The sequence below is a fragment of the Planomicrobium soli genome (assembly GCF_003014655.1).
Classification (GTDB): Bacteria; Bacillota; Bacilli; order Bacillales_A; family Planococcaceae; genus Planococcus; species Planococcus soli_B.
The window spans coordinates 65,114-78,203 of sequence record NZ_PYAT01000006.1; the positions used below are offsets into that span (position 1 = coordinate 65,114).

The following is a 13,090-nucleotide window of genomic DNA, read 5'->3' on the forward strand; positions in this document are numbered from 1 at the left end:
GCAACCATTTTGCGGAATATCAATATCAAACCTTTAATTTATCTATTGCTCATCAATTTTCAAATTAGAAACACCACCTCTGTCACGACAACCCCGACAAAGTTGAGTTTCCTTGTTATTGAATCCGTTTACATTTGGAGCCTATTATAAGAAAAGAAGTGAAAATCATTTTCTGAGGGGGTAAGCCAAAATGGATCAATCACAATTGAAAGTTTCGATACAAAAGTTCGGGAATTTCCTGAGTTCGATGGTGCTTCCAAACATCGGAGCATTTATCGCCTGGGGATTAATCACGGCATTATTCATTCCTACAGGGTTTTATCCGCATGAGGGCTTTAGCTCGTTAGTAGGTCCAATGGTAACGTATATGCTGCCGCTCTTGATCGGTTACACGGGTGGCCGGCTCATTCATGACCAGCGTGGTGGAGTTGTCGGTGCAATCGCCACGATGGGGGTTATAGTCGGTGCACCGGATACGCCGATGTTCCTGGGCGCCATGATCATGGGTCCGCTTGGTGCTTTCGTTATCAAGAAATTTGACCAATTGATCGACGGGAAAATCAAAACAGGCTTTGAAATGCTTGTAAACAACTTCTCTGCAGGTATCCTTGGTGCAGCTCTTGCACTTCTTGCCTACATGGGCGTTGGTCCTGCGGTTAATACATTTACAAAGACACTTGTTGCGGGTGTTGACTGGCTAGTGGATGCGGGATTATTGCCGCTGACAAGCATTCTGATCGAACCTGCGAAGATTTTATTCCTTAACAACGCAATCAACCACGGTGTTTTGTCGCCAATCGGTTTGGAGCAGGTCCAACAAGGCGGAAAATCGATTCTGTTTCTTCTGGAAGCAAACCCGGGACCGGGTCTTGGCGTGCTGCTCGCGTTCATGCTGTTTGGAAAAGGCATAGCGAAACAATCAGCTCCGGGAGCGGCGATCATCCACTTCCTTGGGGGGATTCATGAAATCTATTTCCCGTACGTGTTGATGAAGCCAATGCTAATCTTATCTGTCATTCTTGGCGGAATGAGCGGGGTCTTCACATTGACATTGCTTGGCGGCGGCTTGGTTGCGCCGGCATCTCCAGGAAGTATTCTTGCTATTGCAGCAGTAACACCGCCTGAAGGAATGGCGTACCTGGCCAACTTCGCAGCGGTACTTGTAGCAGCAACTGTTTCATTCCTTGTGTCCGCAGTAGTCCTGAAATCAGGAAAACAGACAGATGATGATATTGAGGAAGCGACGAAGAAGATGGAACAAATGAAAGGCAAGAAAAGTTCTGTATCCCATGCCTTAGCGGCAGGAACGGTATCAGCAAATGGCGCTTTCCCTGCGAAAGTCGACAAAATTGTTTTTGCATGCGACGCCGGTATGGGGTCCAGTGCAATGGGAGCTTCTCTTTTGCGCAAGAAAGTGAAAGAAGCGGATTTGGATGTGAAAGTTACCAATACGGCAATCAGTACAATTCCTGCCGATTCCCAAATTATTATCACCCAGGAAAAATTAACGCCTCGTGCGCAAAATAAAATGCCGGGCGCTTACCACATCTCAGTGGATAACTTCTTATCGAGCCCTGAGTACGATAAGTTGATCGCAAGTTTGCAGAACGGGGTTACGGCAGAACAGGCCGGGCTTGTTGAAGAAGCTCAAAACGATGCTGTAGGTGTCGAGCCTGCAATGGGTGGAGAAGATGATCTCTTACTAGAAGAAAACATTTTCCTTAACCAGAGTTTTTCCACAAAAGAACAAGCCATTCGCTTTGCCGGAGAGGCGCTAGTAAAAGCCGGATACGTGAAGCCATCGTATGTTGATGAAATGCTGAAACGCGAAGAAATCACGACCACGTATATGGGCAATAACGTAGCTATTCCGCACGGTACGGAAGAAGCCAAAAAAGCAGTGATCAAATCCGGCTTTACAGTTATTCAAGTGCCGAACGGTGTAGACTTTGGCGGAGAAAGCGCAAAATTGATCTTCGGAATTGCAGGGAAGGATGGCACACACTTGGAAATCCTTTCAGGGATCGCTGTCATCTGTGCTGACCAAGATAACGTCGACCAACTGGTACAAGCGAAATCAGCCGAAGAACTCATGAGTATCCTCAATCGCAAATAAATACTACAATAAAAGGCAGGGAAACCTGCCTTTTTGTTTTATATATGTTGAACTTAAAAAACTTCTAGTTACGGCTTCAGTACTTTTAGGATAGGGGCTAAAATGCAATGAGAATCACATTAAATAATATGGAGCAAAATAACGGAGACTCCCGCAGGAAAGCGGAGTTATTTTGCGGAATATTAGTTTCTGAAAGCAATTAAATCAACTTATATTTCGTATTTTTAAAAGGCAGTTCAAAAGCGAAATGAGTGAGAAAAATGATGATTACGTTTAGGGAAAAATCCATTATCGAGTTGATCGTAAGAACAGCTGGTAAGCATACGGTCCACTCCTTGGCTACATATATAAATGTCAGTGCACGAACAATCCAAAGAGACTTGAAATCCGTCGAAAAAACCTTGAAGCAGTTTGACCTTGATCTTAAACGCACTTCCAATGAAGGACTTTTTATCGATGGAAAAAACGAACAAATTTATCGGCTGATCCAAAACTTAACAAACAGCCAGCCAACCGATGAAACTCCTGAAGAACGAAAGCTGAATTTGCTTATCATTTTATTGCACGAAGGGCCGTCATTTAAAACGCGGGTGCTTGCCAGTCAATTGGGTGTCAGCGCCGCGACCTTATCAGCCTACTTGGATGATTTAACAGAATGGCTCGGCAAGTTTTCAATCACCCTGACTCGGAAAAGAGGCGTCGGTGTGGAGTTGGATGGAGCGGAAGCCAACAAACGGCATGCGCTGGCCAATTACTTTTTGGTTTATTTTTACGAGGAGATTGTTGAGCAGCTGTATTTACTGCAGCAAGGGAAAAAGCTGGAAGAGCCGGTTTTAGGCTATTTCTCGCCGCGATATTTGGCGGAGATCGATGAATTGGTGAACCGGAAAATCAATAACGAGCAAACACGGTTAGCCGACAGTGATTACATTGGGCTGGTCATCCATATTTGTTTGACTGTTCAGCGAAACGAAACCCATTTTATGCTTGAACAAGTTGTGGATACCATAGAAGATACTACAAGCGAATTCGAGCTGATGGAGAGACTATGCAACGAGTTGAACAATAGTCTTTCCGCGTCTCTTAATGCTAGCGATGCGCACTTTTTGTCTGTGGTTCTAAGAGGCTCTAAAGTCCAGGGAGTGGACTGGGGTTATTACGACAGTGTGCTGCTCGGCAAACTGATCAAAAATGTTATCGGGGAAGTTTCCGTCAATCTGCACGTTGATCTTTCGGATGACTTTTCGCTCTATCAAGGGTTGCTTGCACATATGGGCCCTTCCATTTTCCGCTTAAACCAGAACCTGGAGCTTTTTAACCCATTGACCGATGAAATCAAAAGAAAGTATCCGGTTCTGTTTATGGCGGTGGCAAAAAGCTTGGAGAAGGTATTCAGGGACATCGACTTTCCAGCGGATGAAATCGCCTTTATCGTATTGCATTTCGGGTCCGCGCTGCTGATGAATGAGGAAAAAGTGCAGATCAACGCCGTGGTTATTTGTCCGACCGGCATCGGCACTTCCAAGATGCTGGCAAGCCGCATCCGAAAAGAAATCGTTGAGATCAATTCCGTGAAGATTCTATCGATCAACGATTTCCAGTCTGCGCGTTTTGATGATTATGATCTCATCATATCCACCATCAGGCTGCCGCTTACAGACGTTGAATACATTATGGTAAGCCCGCTTTTAAGCGATAAGGATATCGGGTATATAGAAAATTATCTGCAAAACAATTTGGAGACGATCACCCGAAAAAAGCGGTATTTGATTCCGGAGAATCAGCGTGAAAACCTGGTTCCCAAGAACAAACCAAGCGTTCAAAACCTTCTGCAGGAGATAAAGGACGTACAAACCAGCATGGATGCCCTATTGAACAATCTGCGGGTATACAGAAAACGGCAAGCCGTGAACCACTGGGAAATGTTGAAGGAAATGGTTGAACAAGCTGAAGCCAATCACCTTGTCACCAGCACTCCGGCTGTCCTGCACCAATTGCAGGAACGGGAGAAAAAGGGCGGCCTCGGCATTCCGAACACACTGATGGGCCTGTTTCATTGCCGGGACGAAAGTATTCAGGAATTGATCTTTCAAGTGGCGCATTTGGATACGCTCTGTACAGTCGAAGGAATGGACGGGCAAACCATGCAAATTAACAATTTGCTCTTGATGCTGGCACCTTCAACCATGAGTGACAGGGAACAAGAAATATTGAGTATGATCAGCACCAGTTTAATCGAAAGCGATAAGTCGATGATGATTTTTTCATCCTCAAACGAAAAGATGATCCGTCAAAAGCTGGAAGATTTATTCTTGGATTACCTACAAAATAATTTGATAAAGGGATGATGATGTTGAAACAGACAGTTCATTTTGGAGCAGGAAATATAGGAAGAGGCTTTATCGGGGCGCTGTTTTCCGAGTCCGGCTATCATGTAACATTCGTAGATATTGCCGAGCAGGTCATCAATAAATTAAACGAAGAACAACAGTACAACGTGAAACTCGCTACCGCGCAAGAAGAAACAACGACGATCAAAAACGTTTCCGGCTTAAACAATATGACTCAGGAAAACGAAGTGATCGAAGCGATAAGGCAAGCCACCTATTTGACAACAGCAATCGGTCCAAATATTTTGCCGCGGATAGCGCCATTGATCGCCAAAGGCATCGCCAAGCGTGTACAGGAGTCGGATGATAAACTCTATGTGATTGCCTGCGAAAACCAAATTGGAGCAACCGATATCTTAAAAAATCACATTATGGGCAATCTTGACGAAGACACGAAAAAAGCGCTGGAAGGCAAAGTCTATTTCTTCAACTCCGCTGTGGACCGCATCGTGCCAATCCAGGACCAAAGTTCACTCGATGTATTGGTCGAGCCTTATTATGAGTGGGTAGTGGAAACAACAGAAGAGATTCCGCAAGTAACAGGAATGAAGATTGTCGAAGATCTTGCGCCGTTCATTGAACGGAAGCTGTTTACGGTAAATACGGGCCATGCTGTTATTGCGTACCTCGGCTATCTTCAAGGAAAATCAACGATTGACGAGACATTGGCTGATGAAGAAATTGCTGGCCAAGTGAGAGAAACGCTTAAGGAAACAGGCGCTTATTTAGTCAAAGAGTATGGACTTGATCAAGACGAGCACTTGGCTTATATCAACAAAAACATTGAGCGCTTCAAAAATTCATACTTGAATGATGGAGTAGAGAGAGTAGGCCGTTCGCCGATCCGCAAGCTCGGACCCGAAGATCGTTTAGTCCGGCCAGCAACCCAGGCGCAGAAAGCGGGATTGTCATACACAAACCTTGCCCAAGCGATTGCTGCTGCATTACTGTTCGACCATCCGGAAGATGAAGAAGCAGTGAAAATCCAGCAAATGATTCAAGAAAACGGTCCTGCATTTGTTCTGAAGAACATTAGCAGCTTGGCCGAAGACAGCGAAATCACAAAAGAAGTGGTTCGCCAGTATGAAGCGTTAAAAGCTAGAAAATAATAGAAGATATGAATAAAGGATATGAGCCGGCATGTTGTCGGACTCATATCCTTTATTTTTGTTTTTATGCTAGGGTATCAGCGTTTAGAAGATTTATTTTTACAGTGCTTTTACCGATGCTGATCAAACAAAATCGGATTGCCGTCCGGGTCTTCTATAATAAAACTGGCAGGGCCTTGCGTTGTTTCATCCGCTTCACTGGAAAACATGACGCTATCCATCTTCAACTTTCTCTGCAGTTCACGTATGTCTGTAAAAGCATCCAGGTTCTGTGCGTTTTGGTCCCATCCTGGATTAAAAGTAAGAAGGTTTTTTTCAAACAGGCCTTGGAACAACCCAATTATTGTTTGGCCGTTCCTCATGATAAGCCAGTGCTGGTCAATGTCTCCCCCAAAAGATTCAAAGCCGAGTTTTTCGTAGAAAGCTTTAGAAGTGTGAATATCCTTTACGTTCAAACTGACCGAAAAAGCGCCTAATTGCATGGTATTTCCTCCTTTTCATTAGTAAGAATGGATTTTCTAGTTTCATTCAATAAAAAAGGGAATAATTCCTGCATGGCGCTATCAAATAGAAGATACTAAGGGAATGATTTTTCTTATACATTCCAGCAAACTCAAATGCAATAAAAGCCAGTCTTTATGGTTGTTTCTTCTGATCTTACTCGTAATTCTGTTGCATTTTAAATTGTCATTAGATCTTAAAAATCTAAACTTTTCCATTTTATATGTGCTACATTATAAGGAAAATTGTTAAACAAAAGAAGGTGTTTTCTCGTGCATCCGCAGTTAACTACTTACATTACTCTTATCAGCACTTCAGGCGTGTTGAATTTATTTTTGTGTTTATATGTTTTTTGGAGACGCTTCAATTATACAAACGTCGCCAACTTCTTTATTTTCTATACGGCTTCAATTGCCGTATATTGTTTTGGATCCGCTTTTGGTTTACTCGCTACAGATCTTGCGCAAATGAAGTTCTGGACTATGATTCAGTATATTGGCATGCCCATTTCATCGCCGCTCGGCCTCTTGTTCATCATGCATTATTTAGGGATAAAAATTACGAAGAAAAGATGCATGGCACTGCTTGCCATTCCTGTTATCAGTTTCATCATGGTAGCTACAAATGATTTTCATCATCTGCACTACAGAGTGTTTAGAGTGGATCCAACTCTAGGTTCACCTTACATTTATCAGGAAATTGGAATTTGGTATGCTGTCCATGGGATTTTTACATTCGGCTGTATGTTTGCAGCTTTTGCACTGTTGCTTTTTCGATGGAGGGAAACAGCGAAAGCATACCGATTTCAATTGGTTGCGCTGCTGTTTGGCCAACTTGTTCCAATGGTGACCGCTTTTCTTTACTTGATTGGCGCAACACCGGCCGGAATCGATCCGGTGCCGGTGGTTCTATGGATTTCTTCGCTGCTGTATTTATGGTCGATCAGCACATCACGGCTGTTTACAGTAATGCCGATTGCGAAAGACGCAATATTCAACAGCATCAACGACGGCGTTATTGTACTGGACGAATCCCACCGTCTCATCGAGTTTAATCAGGCTGCAAAAAACAATTTTCCGCAAATAAATAAAACCATGTTTGGCAGAGATATTAATGAAATATGGGTGGAGCTGTCAGTAAATCCATTTCCGTTAGCGGCCGATGCAGAATCCAGCCAAGAAGTACTGATTGGCGCCGGACGGTCAGAACAAATTTTTCAAGTCCGGGTCTCGGCGCTTGAGAATAGCAGAGGGTTATTGATCATTTTCACGGACATAACTGAAGTAAAAAGGCTGCAAGTAAAATTGGAGCAGCAAGCGTATTATGATGAACTCACGCAAGTTTATAACCGCCGTGCTTTTTTGCAGCAAGCCGAGCAAGACTTTCGATTAGCACAAGCAAAGGCTCTGCCCTTTACCGTCCTGTTAATCGATATCGATCACTTTAAACGTGTAAATGACACGTATGGACATCATATCGGCGACCAAGTGCTTGTGCATGTGGCAACTGTCTGCCAAACACAAGTGCAAAAAGGGCAAGTTTTTGCGCGCTATGGAGGCGAGGAGTTTGTGCTGTCCATGAACGGCCGCACGGCAAAAGAAGCCGAAGTGTTGGCCAATGGGCTGCGCAAGCATTTGGCTTTTCATCCGCTTGTTACCGAGGACGAAGTGATCGCTGTCACGCTAAGCATAGGTGTAGCTGAGGCAACAGAAAAAGCAGAAGAAACGCTTTACCGGCTTCTAAACAAAGCTGACAAGGCTTTATACGCTGCCAAGCAGGAAGGGCGAGATCGCGTATGTGTATTTATAGGGAAGGAAGAAGGGGTTAAACCTTGAGTTGTTCGTGGATTGCAGCTCGATAGACGGACAACTTACTTTATTACCGGCTTTAAATAGTTTATAATTATTTGTTAGTAGTAAAGATTTTAATCTAATAGTAAATTCCATAGATTGCAAACCAAAACAATCAAAGCAAAAAAGAGGCTAAGCATCTTTTTTTGCAAATATACAGGATAAGGAAGGGTATAATGAGCAGCAGTCAGAAAAAATCAGACGTTATCTTAATAGGTGCTGGAGTCATGAGTGCGACTTTAGGAGCCATGCTAAAAGAGTTGTCACCGGAATGGGATATTAAAGTATTTGAGAAGCTCGAAAAGGCAGGGGAAGAAAGCTCTAACGAATGGAACAATGCGGGTACTGGGCATGCTGCACTGTGTGAGCTTAACTATACACCTGAAAAACCTGACGGATCGATCGATATCACGAAAGCGATCAAAATCAATGAACAATTCCAGCTTTCGCGCCAGTTCTGGTCTTTCCTGGTTGAAAACAAGCGGATCAGCAGCCCGAAAGATTTCATTATGCCGATTCCACACATGAGCATGGTGCTGGGAGAAGACGATATCCGCTTTTTGAGAAAGCGTTTTGAAGCATTAGCCGACAATCCGTTGTTCAAAGGCATGGAATTTTCAGAGGATCCGGAAAAAATGAAAGAATGGATTCCACTTATCATGGAAGGCCGTAATCCGAACGACCGGATCGCTGCAACAAAAATCGATTCAGGTACGGATGTGAACTTCGGGGCTTTGACAAGCATGCTGTTTGATCATTTGCAGAAGCAAAACGTAGAGGTCAACTATAAGCACACAATCAAAGACATCAAACGCACTGCTGACGGCATGTGGGAAGTAAAAGTCCACAACGTGGCTGAAGATAGAATCGAATTTCATAAAGCGAAATTCATCTTCATCGGTGCTGGCGGCGGAAGCTTGCCGATCTTGCAAAAGACTGGCATTCCGGAATCCAAGCATATCGGCGGTTTCCCGGTGAGCGGATTGTTCCTTGTATGCAAAGACCCGGAAATTGCAGAAAAACATCACGCAAAAGTTTATGGAAAAGCGAAGCTTGGCGCTCCGCCAATGTCCGTTCCGCATCTTGATACACGCTATATCGATAACAAAAAATCCTTGCTGTTTGGACCGTTCGCCGGCTTCTCGCCGAAGTTCCTAAAAACAGGGTCCAACATGGACTTGATTGGATCGGTAAAACCAAGCAACGTCTTCACGATGCTTGCTGCAGGCGCAAAAGAGATGTCGTTGACCAAATACTTGATCCAGCAATTGATGCTGTCGAACGAAAAGCGTGTGGAAGAATTGCGCGAGTTCATCCCGACTGCAAAACTCGAAGACTGGGATATCGTGGTTGCAGGGCAACGCGTACAAGTGATCAAAGATACCGACAAAGGCAAAGGAACCCTTCAGTTTGGTACAGAGATTGTTACAGCTGCTGACGGTTCGGTCGCTGCACTGCTTGGCGCTTCTCCGGGAGCTTCTACTGCCGTCCATGCGATGCTTGAAATCTTTGAAAAATGCTTCCCGCAAGAGTTGAAGCAATGGGAACCGAAAATCAAAGAAATGATTCCGTCTTACGGCGTATCTTTATCCGAAAACGCGGAACTGTTTGAGGAAATCCATGCTTCTACAGCAAAATCACTTGGCTTGGACGATAAAAACTGGTCTGGTGTGGAAACAAAAGTATTGAGTGAAAAAGCTTAAAACTAGCTTTGAATAGCAACTAAAAATAAAAAGAACCTTTAGTCCAATGTGGATTAAAGGTTCTTTTACAAATTCATTGTGAAAACCGCCAAAAAATACAAGAGGAGAATGCTTACTATACAAGCATTCTCCTTTTGTATTTTATTTAAAGAACGGCGTTTTTTTCAGTGCGATGGCAACCGGAATTGCTACGATGAGCCCGACTGCATTTTGAACAAGATTCCCGGGAATCGAAGCTGCCGGCACGATAAAGTTGCCGAAAATGATCGCTTCGCCTACGTAATAGATGGCCAGCATGAACGGAACTGACACAAGAGCAGCAAGGATATTGAAACGGATGCTGTTGCCGTTCCGGCCGTTCGACCATGCGATTTTTCCGACAAGATATCCTTGTAAACCACGGGCAAGAAAGGTAATCGGTGCCCATAGTGTCCAGCCGGAGACCAAGTCGAACAATCCCATTCCAATCGCACCGGCAATCATGCCTTTTTTCGGTCCGAATACGATGGATATGACAAAGAGCATCGCTGTTCCAAGATGGACCAAACCGCCATTTGCTGTAATCGGTAATTTTATATTCAATAGAAGCGTAGCAACAAATACAAGTGCGATAGACATAGCAGTCAAAATCAAATCAAAAGTGCGGCCGCTTGAATAAGGGGCTGTTGTGGTTTTTTGCATCGTCCCAATCCTTCTTTCTTAGCATTTTTTAATGTACTGCTACAATAGCAAAGGATTGGCCTAGTTAAAAGTATCACTTTAGCAGAAAACTTAGGGGTCAGTTTAAGGGTTAGAAGAATATACTTTTCTTTTTTCCGATTCAGACTAATATAAGAACTAGAACGGTTAAAATACGCTTCTTTTTTGTAGGATTTTTTTGTTTTTCTATATAGTTGCTAGTAACCGATGTAAAATAAGGAAATACCAATCCAGTGAAAGAATCGAAAACAACTATGAATTTTTCATATAAAAAGAAATAAAGAGCTTAATGATTGGAGAGCGGAAGAATGTTAGGGGAACAGACAAGATATTCGAGGCTTGCAAATATAACAAAGATCATCAATACACAATTAGAACTGCGCGAAGTGCTGCAGCATGTAACAGTCGCAATTTCTGAAGAAATCATGCAGTGCAGCTCTGTTGGTGTTTTTTTGCCGCAGGAAGATGGAACTTTTCGGGCATTTGCAGGAAAGCCGGACGTTATAAATGGTGAATCTCTTCACGATCAAGTGATTGATCCAAAAACAGATGTACTGGCTAGGGAAGTCATTGAAACCAACAAAGCTATCTATATCCCTGATACTGTAAAAGATAGCCGCCCAGACCGCATTCCGGTTAACAGCTTTGATGTAAAATCCTTATTGGCACTGCCGATTTCATTTGAACAGGAGCTATACGGTTTGGTTTTCTTGTTTGATTATGGAGCGCCGATGAACTTGATTGATTCGGAAATTCAAAGTGTGGAAGCATATGTAAATATGGCAGCAGTCGCCATCCGAAACGCGAAAAACTTAGCGCAGAAGGAAAACCTGATTGCTGAGAAGCAATTGTTGCTGGATGTTACGAGTGACTTGTCAATGTGCTCGACGCTGCAGGAGTGCCTGGATAAATGTTTCTACTATATAGGAAAAGTTCTGGACAACAATAATATGGTCGTCCATTTACTGGATCCGATAGAGAAACAGCGAATTCGCGCAACAAGGCTAAGCGAAAACTGCAAGTGGACTGAAGCGGAATGGAAAGGCTTGTTTGAAGAAGCGCAAAAAGAGCAACGGTATGAGTCCTTGATTCAGGATGTGATTCAAACAAAAAGAATTTCTTACGTCCCTGCCGGCCCATTCAAGGAATCCCTGCTCGTTCCATTGACATTGATGGGAGAAGTGCTTGGCGTTATCTTGGTTGTCAATCCGGCTGGAGAAAACGGGATTTATGACAAATCACAAATTCAGTTGGTTCAGTCTATTGTTGATGCGACAGCGCCAACATTTTCAAATTTGCTGTATATGGACCAGCTTGAAAATATGGTAGAGGTGCGGACAAGTGAACTGGCTACCGCCAACGAGAAAGTTGTAAGCGTCATCGAAAGCATTACGGACGGTTTTTTTGCGTTGAATAAAGAATGGGAATTCATCTATATCAACAAGCACCAATATCTTCCCCATAGAAAAACGGCACAAGAAGTACTGGGCAAAAGCATATGGGAAGTGTTCCCGGATTGGGCTGAGACGCTTATGTATGAAGAATTCCATCGCGCCATGATTGATCGGGTACCGGTGCATTTTGAAATGCCGTCCACTTCGGAAAATTATTGGAACGAAGTTGTCGCCTATCCGTACGATGAGGGGATCTGCTGTTTATCCAAGAACATCGCGGAGAAAAAGAAATACGAAAAGGAATTGCGTCGGTTGTCCAATTTGGATTTGATTGGGCAGATGGCTGCTGGAATTAGCCATGAAATCCGCAATCCGATGACTACAGTAAGGGGATTCTTGCAGCTATTAAAGCAAGAAAATCAGCTTGATAAACATGATGTGTATTTTGATGTGATGATTGAAGAGCTCGACCGGGCCAATGCCATCATTACGGAATTCCTTTCAGTTGGAAATACAAGAACATCCGGTTTGGAGATGCTGGATTTAAATGCAATCATTCACGACATTGCGCCATTGATAAAAATCGATACATTTGGCCAAAATAAACTGATTGAATTCGACACGCAAGACATTCCAGAATTGCTGTTGAACCGCAATGAAATCCGGCAATTGATCATTAACCTGTATCGCAATGCATTAGATGCGATGGAGGCGGGGAAAGTACTGACCATCTGCACGTACAGAGAAGACGAAAACTGCGTTGTACTTGGTGTTCAGGATCAAGGAGAAGGAATCCGGCCGGAAGTGTTGGAAAAGCTGGGCACACCATTCTTCACAACAAAAGACAATGGCACGGGCTTAGGATTGGGCATTTGTTACGCCATTGCTGCCCGCCACAATGCCAAGATTGAAATACAGACAGGGCTGGAAGGCACAACATTTCTGACTAAGTTTTATTTGAAAACCTAAGAGTGATCCAGTATGAAAAAGTTCTAAAGTGGAAATGGCAAGTTGATTAAGGGCATGATTCTGTCGATGGATCATGCTCTTTATCATGGAACGGTCTTAGCTATCGTTTGAAGTTTTCAAGAGCTGGTGTAGAAATAGAGTTAAAAAACTATTGCAGTTTATTTGCTGACGTTATATGATGTTAATCGTAATGTTTACAGTTTGATGCTGAAATAAAGTTTTAATGCCGTGGCATAAACTTGCCGCCTATAGTGCAAAGTTACAGTTATACATAAGAGCTAAAATAAAGAAGCTTCCAACAAAAATTTTTGCCGTTTTGTAAATAGTAATAATTACTGTTTATAAAACGGTGGTAGTTA

At 43.3% G+C, this 13,090-nt stretch carries 8 protein-coding genes; 6 read left to right on the forward strand and 2 right to left on the reverse strand.

Features of this window, described 5'->3' with window-relative positions; genetic code table 11:
* Positions 1-190 precede the first annotated feature (190 nt).
* From B0H99_RS09230 to B0H99_RS09240, 3 genes are all read left to right on the forward strand, one after another.
* Entirely contained in the window at positions 191-2,116 is a 1,926-nt protein-coding gene (locus B0H99_RS09230; protein ID WP_106533378.1) for a PTS mannitol transporter subunit IICBA, read from the forward strand.
* A gap of 260 nt (positions 2,117-2,376) precedes the next feature.
* A complete protein-coding gene (locus B0H99_RS09235) occupies positions 2,377-4,464 on the forward strand; it encodes a BglG family transcription antiterminator (protein ID WP_106533379.1) in 2,088 nt (695 codons plus the stop codon).
* 5 nt (positions 4,465-4,469) lie between these two features.
* Positions 4,470-5,615: a mannitol-1-phosphate 5-dehydrogenase gene (locus B0H99_RS09240; RefSeq protein ID WP_106533549.1), complete on the forward strand. Its 1,146-nt coding sequence runs from the start codon at positions 4,470-4,472 to the stop codon at positions 5,613-5,615.
* A gap of 110 nt (positions 5,616-5,725) precedes the next feature.
* Here the strand turns inward: B0H99_RS09240 and B0H99_RS09245 are convergent, their stop codons facing one another.
* Positions 5,726-6,097, reverse strand: coding sequence for a VOC family protein (locus B0H99_RS09245; protein ID WP_106533380.1), 372 nt, complete (start codon positions 6,095-6,097; stop codon positions 5,726-5,728).
* 339 nt (positions 6,098-6,436) lie between these two features.
* Here B0H99_RS09245 and B0H99_RS09250 point away from each other — a divergent pair, with 339 nt between their 5' ends.
* Positions 6,437-7,951 carry a histidine kinase N-terminal 7TM domain-containing diguanylate cyclase gene (locus B0H99_RS09250; RefSeq protein ID WP_425440383.1) on the forward strand — a complete coding sequence of 505 codons (1,515 nt, stop codon included), beginning with the start codon at positions 6,437-6,439 and terminating at the stop codon, positions 7,949-7,951.
* A gap of 167 nt (positions 7,952-8,118) precedes the next feature.
* Complete coding sequence (locus tag B0H99_RS09255; protein ID WP_281258869.1) at positions 8,119-9,669, forward strand: malate:quinone oxidoreductase; 1,551 nt, start codon at positions 8,119-8,121, stop codon at positions 9,667-9,669.
* A 141-nt stretch (positions 9,670-9,810) separates the two neighbouring features.
* Here B0H99_RS09255 and B0H99_RS09260 read toward each other — a convergent pair whose 3' ends face one another.
* Positions 9,811-10,350 carry an ECF transporter S component gene (locus B0H99_RS09260; RefSeq protein ID WP_106533383.1) on the reverse strand — a complete coding sequence of 180 codons (540 nt, stop codon included), beginning with the start codon at positions 10,348-10,350 and terminating at the stop codon, positions 9,811-9,813.
* Positions 10,351-10,676: 326 nt separating this feature from the next.
* On the opposite strand from B0H99_RS09260, the gene B0H99_RS09265 reads away from it, so the two are divergent.
* Entirely contained in the window at positions 10,677-12,731 is a 2,055-nt protein-coding gene (locus tag B0H99_RS09265; RefSeq protein WP_106533384.1) for an ATP-binding protein, read from the forward strand.
* The last annotated feature ends 359 nt before the right edge of the window (positions 12,732-13,090 follow it).

Coding starts and splice junctions, on each gene's coding strand:
- B0H99_RS09230 (WP_106533378.1), top strand. CDS start 191: ATGGATCAATCACAATTGAAAGTTTCGATACAAAAGTTCGGGAATTTC.
- B0H99_RS09235 (WP_106533379.1), top strand. CDS start 2,377: ATGATGATTACGTTTAGGGAAAAATCCATTATCGAGTTGATCGTAAGA.
- B0H99_RS09245 (WP_106533380.1), bottom strand. CDS start 6,097: ATGCAATTAGGCGCTTTTTCGGTCAGTTTGAACGTAAAGGATATTCAC.
- B0H99_RS09260 (WP_106533383.1), bottom strand. CDS start 10,350: ATGCAAAAAACCACAACAGCCCCTTATTCAAGCGGCCGCACTTTTGAT.
- B0H99_RS09265 (WP_106533384.1), top strand. CDS start 10,677: ATGTTAGGGGAACAGACAAGATATTCGAGGCTTGCAAATATAACAAAG.